Source organism: Parabacteroides sp. AF27-14 (assembly GCF_003635425.1).
In the GTDB taxonomy this organism is placed as follows: domain Bacteria; phylum Bacteroidota; class Bacteroidia; order Bacteroidales; family Tannerellaceae; genus Parabacteroides; species Parabacteroides distasonis.
The window spans coordinates 157,257-175,575 of record NZ_QTLZ01000007.1; the positions used below are offsets into that span (position 1 = coordinate 157,257).

General features: G+C 41.1%; 14 protein-coding genes. 2 read left to right on the forward strand and 12 right to left on the reverse strand.

What is annotated here, in order from left to right; translation table 11 throughout:
* Positions 1-11: 11 nt before the first annotated feature.
* The 10 genes from fumC to DWY79_RS09795 all read right to left on the reverse strand — a co-directional run bounded on the left by fumC (position 12) and on the right by DWY79_RS09795 (position 12,768).
* A complete protein-coding gene (fumC, locus tag DWY79_RS09750) occupies positions 12-1,412 on the reverse strand; it encodes a class II fumarate hydratase (protein WP_122369269.1) in 1,401 nt (466 codons plus the stop codon).
* Between the two features lie 151 nt (positions 1,413-1,563).
* A complete protein-coding gene (locus DWY79_RS09755) occupies positions 1,564-2,496 on the reverse strand; it encodes a glycosyltransferase family 2 protein (RefSeq protein ID WP_005866377.1) in 933 nt (310 codons plus the stop codon).
* A 5-nt stretch (positions 2,497-2,501) separates the two neighbouring features.
* A complete protein-coding gene (locus tag DWY79_RS09760; protein ID WP_005858065.1) occupies positions 2,502-2,882 on the reverse strand; it encodes a GtrA family protein in 381 nt (126 codons plus the stop codon).
* Complete coding sequence (locus DWY79_RS09765; protein WP_005866375.1) at positions 2,869-3,618, reverse strand: hypothetical protein; 750 nt, start codon at positions 3,616-3,618, stop codon at positions 2,869-2,871. The genes DWY79_RS09760 and DWY79_RS09765 overlap by 14 nt, the downstream gene beginning before the upstream one ends.
* Before the next feature lie 89 nt (positions 3,619-3,707).
* Positions 3,708-4,709 (reverse strand): GRP family sugar transporter, encoded by a 1,002-nt coding sequence (locus DWY79_RS09770; RefSeq protein ID WP_122369270.1) that lies wholly within the window; start codon positions 4,707-4,709, stop codon positions 3,708-3,710.
* A 7-nt stretch (positions 4,710-4,716) separates the two neighbouring features.
* On the reverse strand, positions 4,717-5,733 hold the full coding sequence (locus DWY79_RS09775; protein ID WP_122369271.1) for a nucleoside hydrolase: 1,017 nt from the start codon (positions 5,731-5,733) through the stop codon (positions 4,717-4,719).
* 12 nt (positions 5,734-5,745) lie between these two features.
* Positions 5,746-7,302, reverse strand: coding sequence for an ADP-ribosylglycohydrolase family protein (locus tag DWY79_RS09780; RefSeq protein ID WP_122369272.1), 1,557 nt, complete (start codon positions 7,300-7,302; stop codon positions 5,746-5,748).
* Between the two features lie 21 nt (positions 7,303-7,323).
* On the reverse strand, positions 7,324-8,253 hold the full coding sequence (gene rbsK, locus DWY79_RS09785; protein ID WP_122369273.1) for a ribokinase: 930 nt from the start codon (positions 8,251-8,253) through the stop codon (positions 7,324-7,326).
* Positions 8,254-8,268: 15 nt separating this feature from the next.
* The gene (locus DWY79_RS09790) at positions 8,269-9,783 is read right to left on the reverse strand and encodes a RagB/SusD family nutrient uptake outer membrane protein (protein WP_022191894.1); all 1,515 of its coding nucleotides are present in this window, start codon (positions 9,781-9,783) and stop codon (positions 8,269-8,271) included.
* 12 nt (positions 9,784-9,795) lie between these two features.
* A complete protein-coding gene (locus tag DWY79_RS09795; protein ID WP_122369274.1) occupies positions 9,796-12,768 on the reverse strand; it encodes a TonB-dependent receptor in 2,973 nt (990 codons plus the stop codon).
* Between the two features lie 264 nt (positions 12,769-13,032).
* Between DWY79_RS09795 and DWY79_RS09800 the strand changes: the two genes are divergently transcribed.
* Complete coding sequence (locus DWY79_RS09800; RefSeq protein ID WP_122369275.1) at positions 13,033-14,559, forward strand: hypothetical protein; 1,527 nt, start codon at positions 13,033-13,035, stop codon at positions 14,557-14,559.
* 37 nt (positions 14,560-14,596) lie between these two features.
* On the opposite strand, the gene DWY79_RS09805 is transcribed toward DWY79_RS09800, so the two are convergent.
* Positions 14,597-14,950, reverse strand: a complete 354-nt coding sequence (locus DWY79_RS09805; RefSeq protein ID WP_005858079.1) for a helix-turn-helix domain-containing protein — start codon at positions 14,948-14,950, stop codon at positions 14,597-14,599.
* Positions 14,951-15,116: 166 nt separating this feature from the next.
* Here DWY79_RS09805 and DWY79_RS09810 point away from each other — a divergent pair, with 166 nt between their 5' ends.
* The gene (locus DWY79_RS09810) at positions 15,117-15,647 is read left to right on the forward strand and encodes a DJ-1/PfpI family protein (protein ID WP_005858081.1); all 531 of its coding nucleotides are present in this window, start codon (positions 15,117-15,119) and stop codon (positions 15,645-15,647) included.
* Between the two features lie 104 nt (positions 15,648-15,751).
* Here the strand turns inward: DWY79_RS09810 and DWY79_RS09815 are convergent, their stop codons facing one another.
* The gene (locus DWY79_RS09815; RefSeq protein WP_122369276.1) at positions 15,752-18,100 is read right to left on the reverse strand and encodes an ABC transporter permease; all 2,349 of its coding nucleotides are present in this window, start codon (positions 18,098-18,100) and stop codon (positions 15,752-15,754) included.
* Positions 18,101-18,319: the final 219 nt, after the last annotated feature.

An 18,319-nucleotide genomic window follows, 5' to 3' on the forward strand; every position in this document is an offset into this window, starting at 1 on the left:
CAGTTTTGACACTACTCAATCTTTCCTACCATCTTGGACGGGTCTACCCAACGATCAAACTCCTCGGCGGTCACATAACCGGACTCGATAGCCGCCTCCCGCAAAGTCTTATTTTCTTGATAGGCTTTCTGGGCGATAGCGGCGGCCTTGTAATATCCTATTTTCGGATTCAAGGCAGTAACCAGCATTAAGGAGCTATCCAGATGGCGTTTGATGTTTTCGTTCACCGGGGTAATGCCTTTTACGCAACGTTCGCTGAAATTCAGGCAACCGTCACCGATCAAGCGGGCGCTTTGCAAGAAGTTCGAGATAATAACCGGCTTAAATACGTTCAACTCGAACTGCCCGTTGGAGCCGGCTATCGAGATTGTCACGTCGTTACCCATTACTTGAGCGGCGAGCATCGTCAATGACTCGCATTGCGTAGGATTCACCTTTCCCGGCATGATGGAGGAACCCGGCTCGTTCTCCGGCAAATGGATCTCACCGATACCGGCACGAGGACCTGAGCCCAACATTCGTATATCGTTCGCGATCTTCATTAAGCTGACCGCTACGGATTTCAAGGCTCCATGCGCCTCAACCAAGGCATCATGGGTAGCTAGGGCCTCGAATTTATTCGGAGCGGTTACAAAAGGAAGCCCAGTCAACTCTGATATCTTCTTAGCGACACACTCGTCATAATTGACCGGGGCGTTAATACCGGTCCCAACCGCCGTACCTCCTAAAGCCAACTCGGAGATATGCGACAGGGAATCCTTTACTTTCCGTATACCATATTCCAATTGAGCCGCATAGCCACTGAACTCTTGCCCCAATGTCAATGGAGTGGCATCCATAAAATGAGTCCTCCCGATCTTCACGATCTTCATGAACTCCTCACTTTTTAGCGCCAACGCACGATACAGACTCTCCAATCCCGGGATCGTCACCTCCGCAGTCACCTTATAGGCGGCAATATGCATAGCGGAAGGAAACGTATCATTGGAGGATTGCGATTTATTCACGTCATCGTTCGGAAGCAGCACTTTCTCCTTATCCGTTAGCTTTCCTCCGCTCAGCACATGCGCCCGGTTGGCGATCACCTCATTGACATTCATATTCGTCTGGGTCCCGCTCCCCGTTTGCCATACGATCAAGGGGAAGGAGTCATTTAATTTACCCGCCAAGATCTCGTCGCATACCTTACCGATCAACTCGCATTTCTCCAGAGACAAGACGCCGGCGTCTTTATTAGCCAAAGCCGCTCCTTTTTTCAAGTAAGCGAACGCCTCTATCACCTCTTTGGGCATCCGGCTAATATCGGTGGCGATCTTGAAATTATTCACGCTCCGTTGTGTTTGCGGCCCATAATAAACGTCCACCGGCACTTCCACCTCACCTAAGGTATCTTTCTCTATTCTATACTTCATGACACATAAGTTTTATTAATCTCTTCTATGTATAAACTATCCGGATATCGAATTGTTTATGTTACATATCACAAGTATATCATGAAAAGACATTTATCATGGAACAGAATTCAGATCATAGAAAAACGGCTTATTTCGCCTCCGATGTTTTTTAATAGTTTTTCTTCTCGTCAATAATGTATTCGGGACGGGCCTTGATCTCGTCAAAGAGGATACCGACATATTGCCCTAACACGCCGACCGTCAATAACTGTACACCTCCAAAGAAGATAATGGAAGTCATGATAGAAGTCCAGCCAACCTCGGCGTTACTAAAACCATAGATCTTGCCCAACGTGAACCAAACCGCCAAGATTATACCGACCAATACGGATATAAACCCGAGACTCGTCGCCAAACGCAACGGCTTCTTCGAGAAATAAAGCATTGCCGTCGACGCAAATTTCAGCATCTTACTAATCGGATATTTCGTCTCGCCGGCGATACGCGCCTCACGCTCATAATAAAACGGCACTTGGTGGAAGCCCACCCAGCTTATCAAGCCACGGATATATTTTCCCCGTTCCTTAAAACGGTCGAACTCATTCATCACCTTCCGGTCCACTAAACGGAAATCTCCTGTATCCAGCGGGAAATGGACCTCGCTCATATAATTCATCACCCGGTAAAAAGCCTTGGAGGTGAACAGCTTGAAAAGACTCTCCCCTTCCCGTGACTTACGGACGCAATAAACCACGTTGGCATCCTCTCTCTCCTGCACTTCCAGCAGATCCGGAATCAATTCCGGCGGATCCTGCATATCGGCGTCGATGATAATCGCCAAATCAGCGTCACAGTTATTGATACCCGCCGTTACCGCCGGTTGATGACCGAAATTCCGGGAGAAGTGAATCACCTTCACATGAGGATCGGTAGCGGCTATATGATCCAACAAAGAACGTGTCTTATCCTGACTGCCATCATTTATATAGATAATCTCCGTAGGGTTCGGCAACTTTACCAAGACCTCTTTCGTACGCCGATACGATTCCTCGATCACGGCTTCCTCGTTATAACACGGGACTATAACCGCTAACTTCTTCATGCCTTTTAAGCTTTAAAGGTATAAAACTTATTTACTAAAAAATTAATCACCGTATAGAAAGCCATTCCAATCAAGTGGTTGTAGTAATGATCGATCGTAAGTCGGGAATTCAAGATCAGTACCAATCCGTACTGTAAGGCATAACAAATAATGAAAGCGATCGTGAACCGAACCGCCCCTTTCGTCCATCCGGTGGAACTTCCCTTGAAAGTCCATTGCTTGTTCCAGATGAAACTGTTTAATATGCCTGCCACATATCCCGTTAAGTTAGATAAACCTTCCCGGCATCCGAAGAGTTTCATCATCACCCAGATAACAATCATCGTTATCAAGGTATTGCTCAACCCGACTACACCATACTTAATAGCTTGCTTAATCGTCTCCATTCTTACTTATAATCTCGGAAATCTCCTCGGGTGTCAATTCCTTGACATTCGTGATCGTGAAAACATTCGAGAGGAAATCGCCGTATTGGTTACATTCATTGATCACCCGGTCCAACGTGGCTTTTATATCCGTACGCACCGGGATCAAGAACACCAGCTCCACATACTGCTCACCGATCGTCAAACGCTCGATCTCGCAGTCCGTTTTCGGCAGATAATAAGCGAACTCCCGCTCGATTGTCTGCCGCTGATATTCTTGGAAAGGTTTCTTGCCTTTAGACGTCATCAAGACATAGAAACGCAGCTTCTCCCCTTTTCCTCCCAAGCCGGTCGAGATATAAATTTGTTTCTCGTCGGAGAAATCGGACTCTAAAGAGATACGAGACTCCATCAAAGCCATGTAGGCCCAATCTGTCACTTCCGGGTCCGGATGCTGGGTGTATTCCTCCAACAATCGGTACGCACGGACGGATTTCGAGGTAGCCAATTGAGATAACAAATATCTCTTCTCGGTCTTGTCCGTGGTTTCCTCCGTCAACAAAGTGTTGTACAGGGTCTCGCACTCATCCTCCGATAAGGGACGGGGAGGCCGGTTTTCCTTCCGTACGTTTTCCGAGTATTTGAAATACTCCATCTGAAGTTCAACCGGCACACGCTGTTCTAGTATATGGAAATGTCCCTCCATCCTGCTGAAGGAATCACGGAACTTTTTGAATACATCACCTTCTTCTTTCATAGATCGTCTTTTTTCGTTATTAAACTCCCATAAACAAGAAACAAGAACAAAGGTAATGTTTTTTCCGGAATAAATAAAAATAACGTTATTTAAGCTCCCGCATAAATTAAGAACCCAAGTCCGATCACGAATAAAATAAACATCCCGACATTCAGACGATTGGAAATGGCTGGCGCTCCCTTGAACTCTTTCCAGATAAGGATGCCCCATAAAGCGGAGACTAGCGTGGCTCCTTGCCCCAATCCGTAAGATATAGCCGCTCCCGCTTTCTCTGACGCTATCATACTGAAAGATTGACCGATACACCAGATAACACCCCCCAATACACCCACGAGATGCGTACTCATATCTCCCTTAAAATAACCGGATATGGAGACAGGCTTACCTTCCACCGGATGTTTCATTGCCAATGTGTTAAATAAGAAATTACTAACAAATACTCCTATGGCAAAAACAAATACGGCGGCATAAGGCGTCAACTTCCCGGGTGCCGGAGAAGCGAAATTCTCCATATCCATGGAAGCGGCGACAAAACGATAGAAAAAGGCCATGATCACGCCGGCCACAACCGATATAAGGATCCCCTTCCCCGATACTTTCTTGGTACCGACCAAGGCTTTCTTATAAGCCAGGCCGTTCAAGATGATGGCGATCGTGATTAAGGCTACACCAATAAAGATATAAGTCGGTTCCCCCTTCGCCGCCCCGAAATAGTTAACCAATACGCCTAGCACCAAGGCCAATCCGATCCCTACCGGAAAAGCGACCGACAATCCGCAAATGGCGATCGCCGCAGACAACAAGATATTGGCAGCATTAAAAATAATACCGCCCAAAAAGGCACTCCCTAAACTAGCGAGATTCGCTTGCGCCAAATCCGGCAGGAAACTGCGTCCTTCCGTCCCGATGCTGCCCAAGGTAAAGCCGGAAATCAGAGAAAAGAGCAAGACACCAATCACGTAGTCCCAATAGAAGAACTCATATCTCCAAGTCTTGGAGGCTAATTTCTGCGTATTCCCCCACGATCCCCAACAAAGCATCGTAACGACACAGAATATGACAGCTAAAGAATAATCTTGTACGATATACATAAAAATACTATTTAATAGATGGTTGATGCATCATATAATTCTCTATCAAGGAAGCGACCTCCGTAGGCGGCATCTTCTCGATCAAACGAAGATCACGGCCATTGGGATTTGCCACCCAATTGTTAGTCCCCTCATCATCTACGACATGAAAGGTACCTCGCTCTACATCGAAATAAGGCTCATAACCTTTTATAGCGACCAATACCGCCGTATGATCCCAGCTCATGCGCCCTTCCGGGTCTCCCTCCGCGAAACAAAGGGCATACGCATCTTTTACAGGACTGTTCTCCACGTTCATTTGCACCAGTTTCTTTCCGGTCAAGATTACGTTCCCGATCTCAAAACCGCTAAAGACAATCTCTGTAGGCCATTCATCCGCTACGACTTTAGAGGCAGGGACATCGCAATACACATTAAATTCTTTTCCTTCCGGAAACAGGCCCGCCATAGAAACCAAACGTTTCACTTTCTTGGCGACTAATTCCTTTCCGGAGAGATCGCTATATTCATCAGCTCCCGATTGAAGCAAGTCCCTTAAATTAGAGAAGAAACCAATCGTACAAATAACAACGCTGGTATCCGGTTGTTCGCTCAGAATCTTACGGTACACCTTCAGAGCATCCGGAGCGTCGGAAGTCTTCGCCGTATGATGCGGATAGTTAGCGGGTAACTCGTCAGTCCACTTCGTTTTATGCCAAGTAGTCAAGGAGGCCCCCGGTTCGCTCTTTGGTGCCCCTACCGGTATGTCCAGACGGTTGAAATAAGTATTCAACACCTCAATGCAAGGTACCACCCGCTCATCATGGTTGGAGGAAAGAGTCGCAAGGATATTTACCTGACCGCTATCCGCCAAGGCATGCATCAAGGCCATAGCGCCCACATCATCATAGTCCGGACCTAAATCAGTATCTAGAATAAGATTTACCGGTTGAGGCTTATCGGTTTGAGGAATATTTTTCGACACATTTCCCTTACAGGAAATCAACAAGGCAAATAAGCCCATCAGAAACAATGATTTCTTCATAATCTTTATAATTTATTGGTGAACAATCTCTTTCGGAGCATCCGAGTAAATCAGTATCTCGCTGAAATGAACGGAGACATCATTACGTGGATTTAGCCATTTAAACGTAGCCGTATGTTTTCCCTTGGGCAGCTGATACTTCCAGAACAGGTCGTTCCTACGAGTCGTATAGGATGCCGGAAGGTTCGCCGTCTCAACCAGCTCCCCATCTAGGTACATCTCTACTTTCGCTACGTATTTATCATCTTTAGCGTTCACAAAGCCTTTGAATACGGCGCCTGTTCCCTCAAAAGGCAGTTCTCCTACATCGGGCAAATTCTTATTAACCGCCACTTTCTCTATCGGATACATACCCTCGAAAGCCTTCTCGTAACGAACGGCTACAGGTTGCTGGCATTTGATCGTCACCTCCTCACCTGAAACGGAACCGCCGTTGCGCTCTATCACTTGCAACGCTTGATCGAAGCCCATTTGGTAAGTCTTATTCAATGAGATGGTCGTATAGGCAAAATCCATATTCTCCACTTCTCTCAAGTTCTTCATCCAATAATCCGGTATATGGCTATAACCAAGGATTGTTCCTAAGATACCACCCGCGGAGGCTGGGTTGCAATCCGAGTCTTGTCCGCAACGGGTAGAGATATCCAATGTTTTATAGAAATCTCCCTCACCATAAAGCAAGCCGATAAGAATGTATGCGCTATTGATCACGGCATCGATATTGAACGGAACAAAAACACCATCCGGACAACCAATATCCGAGCTCCATTTCTTCTCACATTCAAACCAAGTGCGTTTCCAATCGTCCGGATATTCCTTATGCCAGCGGATCACATCGCTCATACATTTATAATAGATACTTTGCTCCGGTATCGTCTTCAATGCCTCAGTCACGATAAACTCGATATCATCCGAGATAAACGATAACGAATACATCGCCCCGACATACACACCGCCGTACCAACCATCTCCATAATTCATGATATGCCCGATCTTATCAGAAATCTCGGAAGCCGTATTCGGCATACCCGGCGACATCAGTCCGGCATAGTCCGCCTCGATCTGATAATCAAGATCATCCGCATGCGGGTTATTCAGCCAATGACCGGATGCCGGAGGCATGATCCCTTGTAAAATATTATAACGTGCCGACTGGTTAGCATGCCACAACGTATATCCTGCCGTAGCGAACGCCATGGCGAATGAGTCTACAGGAGCATCCAATCCCAACCGGTCAAAGACATCCACGAACGTAAGGTCCATATAAACATCATCGTATAATCCGGGAACATTCTCGTACCACCACTTGATATACCCGTCCGGCCATACGATCGGTACGTATTCCTGAATCATCGTTCCGTTATATTTGAACTCCGTCGGACCGCCATACGTACAGCCTATGGTTTGTCCGGCCCAGCCTCCCTTAATCTTATCCATCAACTTTTCTTTACTAATCGTAAACTCAGCGGGAACCGTCGTTTGATCCTTTGCCGAGGGTTGTTGGGAACATGAGGTCGCCCCTATAAATAAAGAGGCTACCGCTATCATCGCAAATACTGTTTGTTTCATAATATTAGATTGTTTTTTAGATTAATCAAAGATATCTACCTCATTTCGATAAGGAGCGGAAGATTGCGCTCCCACACGAGTCACGGAAATGGCGGAAGCTTTGCAAGCGAATCTCACGGCTTCCCTTAAATCCCGCCCCTCGGCCAAAGCAACCGTTAAAGCACCGTTGAAAATATCCCCGGCCGCAGTAGTATCAACGGCTTCCACTTTTATCGCAGGAACCATATCTACCATGGAATCACAGTAAATCAAAGCTCCTTTTGAACCTAAAGTAATGATTACGTTCTGTACCCCCATCTCCATTATAACTCGCGCAGCCTTCTCCGCGGAAACCTCATCCGTGATCTTCACGCCGGAGATCATCTCCGCCTCTGTCTCATTCGGGGTAATCATATACAGATGGCGGAGTAACGCAGCCGACAATGGTTGAGCTGGAGCCGGATTTAGTATTACTCGCTTATTTTTCTTCCAAGCTGTCTTTGCGACAAACTCAACAGTATCCATCGGTATTTCTAACTGCATTAATATCAACTCGGCTTGTTCTATAGCTTCCTCTGCCTTCGCTAAATCTGTTGGCAGTAAATTCGCATTTGCCCCAGAAGCCACAACAATACAATTCTCAGCATGAGCATCTACCGTAATCAACGCTACACCGGAAGGATTCTTTGAATCTGAGAAAATATAAGAAGTATCTATGCCTTCTTCTTCAAATAATTGCTGAGACTGATGTCCAAATATGTCACTACCTGTTTTACAAATAAATGAAACTTCTCCTCCCAATCTCGCAATGGCAACTGCTTGATTCGCACCTTTCCCCCCGGGATTCATAAAAAATGTTCCACCTAACACAGTCTCCCCCAGCCGGGGGAGATGGTTTGTTTTTATTACCATATCAGTATTACTACTTCCAACTACCAATATGTTATGTTTCCGCAAGTTTCTTTCACTCATATCTTAATTATTTAATTAATAACCGGGATTCTGTTTTAACTTCACATTCGTATCAATCGCCCAATACGGAATAGGAAATAGTTTCGTAAAATCACCCTTCGCCTCTTTCTCATACCATGCATCATTCCATTTACCAAAACGAATCAGATCCTGACGACGACAACCTTCCCATGCTAACTCTCTACTCCGTTCATTTAAGATTTCCTCCAAAGTTAAATCTTTTTCTTGATATAATGGAGCCCCAGCTCTTGCTCTTACCTCATTAAAATATGATAAAGCCTCTGAAGCTCGACCTAAACGGACTAAAGCTTCCCCTTTCATCAATAAAATATCCGCATAACGATAAAAAGCATAATCATTGTTCATTCCATTCATTAAGCCTGATTCATATTCATATTTCGCAAAACGAACTCCATCATCTAATAATGCAGGATCATATTCATTATATAAAGCCTTTACTTGAGGACGATAAGTTAGCTGACGATTAGGTCCTAACATTAAAGGATTTCCTGATGAATCAAATTGAGGCCCTTCTAACCAAGATTTCTTTCGTACATCTTGATCCGTATATAATTTATAATGACTTTCCATCGCACAGAATCCATCCCAACAAAAGTCGACGATACCAAAAGTCTGCTGGCTCAGCGTATGTAAACACATTTGATGAAAAATCATCGCCGAGGGTGTATAAATATTATCAACAGCTACCACAAATATGTTTTCTTTAGAATCTTCATTATTCACCTTGAAGTTAGAAAAGTAATTAGGCTCTAACGACAATTTACCAAACCCTATTACTTTATCGCACGCATCAGAAGTCTCTCTCCACATCTCTTTTCCAATCCATTCTTTTGCGTTTAAATAAAGTTTTGATAACATTGTATAAGCCATAGCCTGTGTCACACGTCCATAATTGTTAGCCGCCGGGACCTCATCCAACAAATCGATATTCCCTTTAATCTCTGATTCTATGAATTCAAACAAAGCAGGCCGTCCTACTTGATCCGGTAATTCTTTTTCTTTGAAATCAATTGCCAAAGGGACATTTCCATACATATCTATAGCATTCAAGTAAAGCCAAGCCCGCAATATTTTCACCTCAGCCACCAGATTTTTCTTTGTCGGAAAATCAACCTCCGATTCTTCCATCTGGTATAGAATCTGATTACAGAGAGTCACCCCATCAAAAATAAAACTCCAACAATTATTCAAATTACCAGATTGAGAATGGAAATTATGTCGGTGCAAATCTATCCATACCCCATTATCCCACCATAAATTTGTTTCACGGTAAGGGCACAGACCTTCATCTGATGTAATGACTAATGTACCCCAGATATTCCAGTGATTAAGATAAGAAGTCAAATGAGTATATGCCCTTCCTACATTCATTATCATTTCATCCTCATTCTTAAAAAATTCATCCGCAGGAATTGTCGAATAAATCTTCTCATCTAAATTCGTACAAGATTGCGCAAGAATACTAAAAATAGCAATCGCCAATATATGAATCTTATGTAATGTTTTCATGATAGAATCCTTTTAAAAGTTAATATTCAATCCCAATAAGAATGTCCGAGTTCTCGGATAATACTCATACCGATCCATTCCCGGCTCTAAGCCTGATAAATCAACTTCAGGGTCAATACCTTTATAACCTGTAATCGTAAATAAATTTTGAGCGGTCAGATACAATTTCAATCTTGAGACCCATGAAGTATTCAGCCTAAAATTATATCCAATTGTAAGGTTATCTAGTTTCATATAAGAGCCATCTTCTACAAAACGATCAGAAAACACTGCAGATCCCTTATATTCAGGATGTTCCAATGTGGATACCAAGATATTCTTCCCCCCAAAGTAATTAAACCCCTCATAATACATTCGATGAACATTCAAAACATCATTTCCTATCGCTCCTCGCAATAAAAAACTTAACTCCCAATTCTTATAGGTAAACGTATTGGAGAAACCAAATGTCACATCTGGATATGCGTTTCCTATTACTTGGTAATCCTCTTCATTTATCACTCCATCCTTATTCAAATCCTCCAATATATTCTGTCCATTTTCGTCTACACCCAAAAAACGTGGCCCCCAGAAATTTCCAATCGGACCTCCTTCTACGATACTTTGTGTATATTGCTGAAAATCTTCTGGGATATAGCCAGTCCGGATTTGTACCATCGCATAATCTTTATTTGAGAACTTATCCAATTTATTCGTATTATGGCTTAACGTAAGCATCGAATTCCAACGAAAATCCTTTGTTTGAACAGGTATAGCATTAATCGTTACCTCAATACCAGAATTCTTTATAGTACCTACATTTGTAAAAAGCTGATTATACAAATTAGGAGGAACAGGCACTGTATACCAATACAATAAGTCTTTTGTCGTACGATTATAGTAGTCAACTGTACCTCCTAAACGACCTTCCAGCACTGAAAAATCCAAGCCTATATTAAACTCACCTTTACGCTCCCATTTTAAATCAGGATTGGGATTACTAGCAGGTTTATACGTACTAATCCAATTTTCCTTATAATAAAAAAATCTATCTTTTTCCAATAATTGCAATGATTTATAATTTCCTATCTCTTGATTTCCAGTAACACCATAACCTACACGTAATTTTAGATCATTGATCCATTTTATGTCCTCCATAAAATGTTCTTTATTAATACGCCATCCAGCACTAATAGCAGGGAATGTTCCCCATTTATTATTTGCACCGAAACGCGATGACCCCTCATAACGTACTGATGCGGAAAGCAAATACCGTTCTTGGTAATTATACATAACACGTCCAAAAAAAGCGATCAACTTATTTTCATCCTTGTAACTACTCATACCTGCTTTTCCTTGCGTAAGAGCTGCTCCCGCCCCAATATTATGGTAAGAAAAATAGTCTGTATCATACAGATAGTTACGAGACCAGTTCTCTTCATATTCTCCTTTATTATATGAATACCCCGCTATCGCTTGAATTGTATGATCCTTAAAAGCCTTCCTATAATCAACACTAGCTTCTAACAGGCTATTGGTCGAGGATGATTTTTTAATTTCAGCACTTCCATTCGTCCCAAAATCTTTCGGATAGTAACGACCAAAATAAGATCCGGTATTTGAAGACGATTGAGTGATTGATCCCATTACAGACGCTTTTAATCCCTCAATTATTTCAAATGAAGCTTTCATGCTTCCCATAACATCCCGCATTTCTTTTTCTCTTGTAGATTCATTTACCATCGCTACAGGATTGAAGTATTGAAACGGTCCCGGATTATAATAATATCCTCCAGATATTGGTGTAATACCTTCCTGATCATAAACAGGCTCCGTTGGATTACGTCTGGCCACTTGTTGCAAAATCGAATTATCAGCTAGTTCGCTTTTCCCTTTTGAATATGTCAAATTATAATCTATAGACAAACGATCATCAAAATTTCTTTGATTGATACTCATTTTAGCCCTCAACTTATTATTGCTCGTTTTATCTAAAAGTCCTTGATCATTTTGATAAGATAGAGAAGCACGATAGCCCAAGGACTTTGCCCCTCCCGAAAACGCTACATTATAATATTGACTTATAGGATTTTTCCGAGTCACTTCCTCAAACCAATCTGTAGAGGCCCCAAAATCATATTGATCTTTCATGGTCGGATAATAATCATTGATTACAGATCTAAATTGCTCCGCTGTTAATACATCCAATTTTTTCGCTACGGATTGCATAGCTACATAAGTAGAAAATTCAATTGTTGTTTTTTCCCCACCACTCGCTCTTTTAGTCGTAATCAAAATAACTCCATTCGTACCTCTAGTACCATAGATGGCCGCGGCAGAACCATCTTTTAATACATCTATCGATTCAATTTCTTCAGGATTGACGCTCTCCAAACTTCCCCCAATAATACCATCGATCACTACCAATGGAGAAGCGCCACCGGACAATGTCGTCATACCCCTTAACTGAACCTTGAATTCTCCATTAGGATCTCCTCCATTAGGCTTTACAATATTCATACCAGCAACCTGTCCTTGTAATAACTGCATAGGGTTGCTGATATTTCCTTTCACGAAACTTTCTTCTTTCAAACTAGATATTGATCCCGTAACCTCTTTTTTTGTAGTCGTTCCATAACCGATAACAACAACTTCATCCATCTGGGTAACGTCCTCTCTCATTTTTACACGCAAATTTTGTTTATTTTCAACAGGTACATCAATAGAAGTAAAACCTATATATGAAAATGAAAGTATAGCGTTGCCATCCTTCAGCGTTAATTCAAATTTACCATCTACATCTGTGATCGTACCATTACGTGTTCCTTTCTCCACGACATTAACCCCGGGTAAAGGATTATTCACTGCATCTATAACCTCCCCTGTCACTACAAACGCATTAGTTACCGCATAGGCAGGCAAAGTCAACATAAAAAAAACAATGATTACCCAAAATCGTTTATCAAGTAATCCCTTAATGCTTAAAGTGTTTATTTCTCTATTCATAACAATATGGATTAGATTAGGTTTATTCTTTACAGTTTACATACTCTCTTATCAAAAAAACGTCCTGTATCCCATAGGCTACTGATTTAATGTTAACAAATCCTCACATTAGCTCCTCTCTTGATATCGCAAATGTAAAAAGAGAAAAAACAAAAAAATTATCAATCAATTGGCATTACAGATAAACCCAAATTGATATATTTGCATTGTTTATTACGTTAGTATTACTATTTATCAAGTACTTAAAAAACCATCTATAGCCATATGAACAGTATACACACACTTATAATCCTTGTCAATTCTTTGACAAAAACAGAAAAAAGGTATTTTCATCTTTATTCAAATTTACAAAGCGGAGATAAAGTGTATATATCACTTTTTAATTTAATAGACTCCAATACCTCTCCTGAAGATTTGTATTCATGCTTTTGTAAAATTCAGAATGGAAGGAACTTTGAAGCCGCAGTTAAACACCTTTATCGCACAATTTTAGATTGCTTAGTTAAACTCCGAGAGAAACAAGATATACAAGCAAGAATTTTCAACTACATATCTAAAGCAAACATACTATTTGAGCGTGAAATGTATGATGAAGCGTTCATCGAGTTAGATAAATCCAAGAAATTAGCAAGTATGTATGAAAACGATCCCTTGCTTTTACTAATTCGGCGAATAGAGCTAAAATATTTAAGTGCCCTAGAATTTGAGACAATATCTGAAAAACAGTTGATAAATAAACAAATGAAAGTCAATGAAGTAATAAAATATGCCAAAAGCCTTAACCAACACACACAACTATACGATATACTTAAACATCGTCTTATCCATAAAGGATATATCCGTTCTGATAAGCAAAAAGAAGATTTGAACGATCTCGTGTTGAGTGAACTATATCTAATTGCCAATAGTTCATACCGAAGCTTTGAAGCTAACAAGTTACATTTGTTATTCCAAGCCACTTATTATCTAAATGTAGGGAATTATAAATTAGCTATTCAATATTATCAAGAACTCATTGGATTATTCAATGAGAACCAACATTTAATACTAAATCCCCCTATTTACTACCTTAGCGCTATACAAGGTGTTTTAGACAGTTTATATGTCGCTGGCCTATATCGCGAAACCTCATTTTTCCTTTCTAAGCTAGAAGCTCTGACAATAGGTGAGTATTCCACTGAGTTCATACTACATGTAAAAACATTAGTATATATCTATAAATCTAATAGCTTATTACATATGGGACATTTTGAACAAGCCAAAAAGTTAAAGGAAAGACAAGAAGAAGAGTTACTAAAAAAAATAACATCATTAAGACTTGAAACCCAATTATCTTTATATCTAAGTTCCGCTATTTTATGTATGTATACAAAAGATTATAGTCAAACCCGTAAATACATGAAAAAGATTTTCAGTTTAGGAAAACTACTTCACACATTTCCTACTTATAAGATAGCTAGATTAATAAATTTACTATTTCAAGCAGAGTTAGGGAACTATGAGTTCTTTGAAAATGAGATCACGTCTATCAAAAGAAACATCCAATTCGAAAAACATACTTATATTACAGAGAAATTAATATTCAAATTCGTACGAGATTATCCGCTCCCCTCTTATGAGAAAGCCCGAAATAAACAATGGCAACAATATCAAAAAGACATTCAAAAAATAAAGGAAGACAAATACGAGCGTCAACTCCTAAAGACCTTCGATGTTCTATCTTGGATCGAGAACAAAATAACCCGCCGATCTTTAGCGGAAATTCTCGCAGAAAAAAGTCAATCTTATTAAGTCCACCTTTGCTTAACCCTTTTCTTAGACCTTCAAGTCATGACGTATGTAAAACCCGGCTTTCCATAATACCACTCATCTGCTGCAACGCCCAATCCACCAATCCTTGGATATGGGGAATAAGACTTAATCCTCTTTCCGTTAAGCAGTATTCTACTCGGGGAGGAACTTCCGCATAGACCTTTCGTTCGATCAGACCATCCGATTCCAACGTGCGCAAAGTTACGGTCAGCATACGTTGCGATACATCCGCGATGGTTTTATGGATATCACTAAAACGCATGGTACCATTGGCGCTTAAAGTGATAAGCACTAACATAGACCATTTATCTCCTAGCCGGCTCAATACGTCTCTTACGGGGCAATTCCCTGTCGGATGAAAGTTTTTCATTTTTTAACCTTTTCTATTTACTTGAATCTCAACAATGGTTACATCCATGTAAGTTCCTTATTTATAAGTGCCTTCTTGTTTTCTCTAAAAAAGGGACTTACTTTTACACCACAAAAGTAATAAACTTACGAAAAATAACTATTGTATCACTTAATAATTTACGATTATGGCAAAGAAAGTAGCAGTTTTAGCGGTAAATCCAGTAAATGGATTTGGTTTGTTCCAATATTTGGAATCATTTTTCGAGAATGGCATTACTTATAAAGTATATGCGGTAGCCGATTCAAAAGAGATCAAAACGAACTCTGGCATAGCTTTGACAGTAGACGATGTGATCGCTAATTTAAAAGGGCATGAAGATGAATACGACGCAATGGTATTCGCTTGTGGCGATGCGGTTCCTGTTTTCCAGCAGAACGCTAGCAAACAATACAATATCGATCTAATGGATGTGATTAAGAATTTCGGGGAAAAGGGTAAGATTATGATTGGACATTGCGCTGCTGCTATGCTCTTCGACTTCACCGGAATCACGGAAGGAAAGAAGCTAGCGGTACATCCGTTGGCTAAACCTGCCATTAGCAAAGGACAAGCAACAGATGAGGATTCCGTAGTCGATGGCAATTTCTTTACAGCGAAAGAAGAACATTATATCTGTACTATGATGCCTCAAGTATTAGAGGCCTTGAAGAAATAAGTTCTAAGTATCTTAGCTTCATCAGCAAAGTATCTTAGGTTCGTCGGCAAAGTATGTTAAGTTACTTTGCCGATAAAGTTAACTTCGTTGCCGATGTAAGTTGTCTATAACATATCCACCGGATTCTCATTCGCCGCCCTCCAACTTTGGAACGTGACCACTCCTACCGTCAGGATACTGATCCCTAGCAATGTGACAAAATAAATCAAATAACCGACAGGGGCTTTCTCCATAAAATTACTGCCCCATCTCTCCATAAAATAATAGGAAACTGGAATCGCAATAACAAAACTAATGAGCAAGACCTTTAAATAGACTTTATTCAAACGATATAGTATCTCACTCACGGAAGATCCATACACCCGCCTTATACCAATTTCTCGCCGCTGATAGTGGACATCAAACAATACCAGACTTAAAATACCTGCCAATGCCATCCAAATAGATAAAACACTGGATAAAATAACCCGGTCGCCAAACTGGATTTCTTTTTCATACAGATGCCGGGAAAATGTATCGCAAAACTCAAAATCGGATAAACATGAAGGAGAAAGTTCGCTGAGCATGTCCCTAATATAAAGTAAAACATTTCCTTTATCAGCCCCCGGCATCAACTTAATATAAGCGTAAGGCATATAAAATTCCTCATTCGTCACAAAAGCGACAGGATAAGTAGCTAGCAGCTCCGATGCTTTATGTGTGGAAGCGATCACCACCTCATCCGTAAATCCTAATACCCGGGCATCATTCCCCCAAAAGGTTTTCATACGGTCACCCACATGAAGGTTTAATTGCCTTTTCGCTTTTTGGTCAAAAACCAAAAGCAACTCTTTATTCCTCCCATCTTCCATCCTTGAGACACGCCCTTCGTTCGCGGTAATATCCATAAGGGATAAAAAATTAGGTGATACATTCAAATAATAAAAATAAATAGTCTCTCCATTAAACTCTGCGGCCCCGCCACGATTCTCATTGGTCGCTCCTATCTTACTAGCGGCGAAAGCCACATCCTCAATTCCCGCATAACCACGCAAACGGTTGGTAAAATTCTCTTTATATTTCTCGGTTATCTCCTTATTCAATTCTACGACAACTACATTATCATTCCCGAAACCAAAGGAATGACTCCGCATTGTCTCTATCTGCTTATAAATAAACAGTGACAGGACGATCAATATAATTGAAACCGTATACTGAAAACCAACCAGACATTCCCGCATTCTTTTTCCCTTTGGAGACAAACCGAAAGAACCGTTCAGCACGATTCGCTGAGGAATAGAAGTCGCATAAATAGCCGGATATGCACCGGCCAATAGTCCCGCACACAAAGCCATAAATAATCCACCCCAAAAAACTATTCCCTTCATATGAAAGCCTCCTCCAATGCAACCTTCATAAACCAATAACAGCAAAAAGGATATAGCATAAGACAATAACGCAAAAAGAAAAGACTCCAACCAAAGAAATCCACGTAACCGCCGTACCGAGTCCCCTAGAATTTTGCGGATGTTAATACTTCTTATTCTTGCCGGAACCAATGCCATTGTAAAGTTTATAAAATTAATCACTGCTATCAATACCACTAGAAACGAGGCGCTAAACAACAAATCCGTTTGTCTTTTATTCCCTGACTTTATGTAAGTAACACTATTCATATCATTCATATAATAAATATCGCATAAATTCACCAAACGGGTCTGTACCTCTTGGAGCCTTTCGTATTGCTTGAAGGGAAATGCTTGGTTAAACTGGGAGCAAATGAGATCTTTTTGTGACGGATCATCTAAAAGGACATAACAAAGGAAAATCCAGTTATCCCAATCATCCATACAATAAGTCGACGATAAAGAAGTATAAATGGCATTATTCAATTGTGTGTTTTCCGGAAAATCTTTATAAACTCCTCCTACGACTAGTGATTTTCGTTCCTTGCTCCAAATCTCTTCTTCCGCAAGCAACTCCTTACCAATAGCCGATGACTCACCAAATATCTTCCGGACCATACTTTCCGGCAAAAGGCATTTCTCCGGATCATCTAAGCAATCCAGTGAACCTTCCACCAATTGGAAGTCAAATATAGAAACGATCCCCGGAGTACAGGTTATCACCGGTTCCTTATAACCTTTGAGAATCTCGTCCCTCCCGATCGTAAAATAAACTTCCCCTACGTAAGGATTTATGATCGTACTTTCCAATATATGTGGAGAAGACGAGGCGAATGCTTGGGCGAAAGGCAGGATTTGCGTAGGCCATTGACTTTTACTTGTCACACAATCCAATCGATAAATAGCCCCGGCTTTCGAGTGTATTTTATCAAAAGTTCGTTCGGATTCCGTACGGATAGCTACGCTATTAAATAAAGTAAAGGCGATTACGAGGCCGCATATATTTAGTGTTGCCGCCATTTTATTTGCCTTCAACGTGATAATAAAATTTCGATATATAGAGTTCATGACACGCTTGTTTTTCGTATAAAATAAATTGACACAACTCTCCTCTATGCCCTTGAAGACAGGGCATAATCATGTCTAATTCAGCATACGACAAAGCACATAGCAAGAGTATCGCTCTTGCCAAAAGACGGATTTTAATCGAACATAACTTACCCTCCGTTCGTAAAACAACAAAGCTACCGACTGGGTAAACAAAGCGAGGAAAAAAGTCAATGAGGC

Excerpts from the sequence above, each read along its gene's own strand:
- fumC (WP_122369269.1), bottom strand. The coding sequence starts at position 1,412 with ATGAAGTATAGAATAGAGAAAGATACCTTAGGTGAGGTGGAAGTGCCG.
- DWY79_RS09755 (WP_005866377.1), bottom strand. The coding sequence starts at position 2,496 with ATGAAGAAGTTAGCGGTTATAGTCCCGTGTTATAACGAGGAAGCCGTG.
- DWY79_RS09760 (WP_005858065.1), bottom strand. The coding sequence starts at position 2,882 with ATGGAGACGATTAAGCAAGCTATTAAGTATGGTGTAGTCGGGTTGAGC.
- DWY79_RS09765 (WP_005866375.1), bottom strand. The coding sequence starts at position 3,618 with ATGAAAGAAGAAGGTGATGTATTCAAAAAGTTCCGTGATTCCTTCAGC.
- DWY79_RS09770 (WP_122369270.1), bottom strand. The coding sequence starts at position 4,709 with ATGTATATCGTACAAGATTATTCTTTAGCTGTCATATTCTGTGTCGTT.
- DWY79_RS09775 (WP_122369271.1), bottom strand. The coding sequence starts at position 5,733 with ATGAAGAAATCATTGTTTCTGATGGGCTTATTTGCCTTGTTGATTTCC.
- DWY79_RS09780 (WP_122369272.1), bottom strand. The coding sequence starts at position 7,302 with ATGAAACAAACAGTATTTGCGATGATAGCGGTAGCCTCTTTATTTATA.
- rbsK (WP_122369273.1), bottom strand. The coding sequence starts at position 8,253 with ATGAGTGAAAGAAACTTGCGGAAACATAACATATTGGTAGTTGGAAGT.
- DWY79_RS09790 (WP_022191894.1), bottom strand. The coding sequence starts at position 9,783 with ATGAAAACATTACATAAGATTCATATATTGGCGATTGCTATTTTTAGT.
- DWY79_RS09795 (WP_122369274.1), bottom strand. The coding sequence starts at position 12,768 with ATGAATAGAGAAATAAACACTTTAAGCATTAAGGGATTACTTGATAAA.
- DWY79_RS09800 (WP_122369275.1), top strand. The coding sequence starts at position 13,033 with ATGAACAGTATACACACACTTATAATCCTTGTCAATTCTTTGACAAAA.
- DWY79_RS09805 (WP_005858079.1), bottom strand. The coding sequence starts at position 14,950 with ATGAAAAACTTTCATCCGACAGGGAATTGCCCCGTAAGAGACGTATTG.
- DWY79_RS09810 (WP_005858081.1), top strand. The coding sequence starts at position 15,117 with ATGGCAAAGAAAGTAGCAGTTTTAGCGGTAAATCCAGTAAATGGATTT.
- DWY79_RS09815 (WP_122369276.1), bottom strand. The coding sequence starts at position 18,100 with ATGAACTCTATATATCGAAATTTTATTATCACGTTGAAGGCAAATAAA.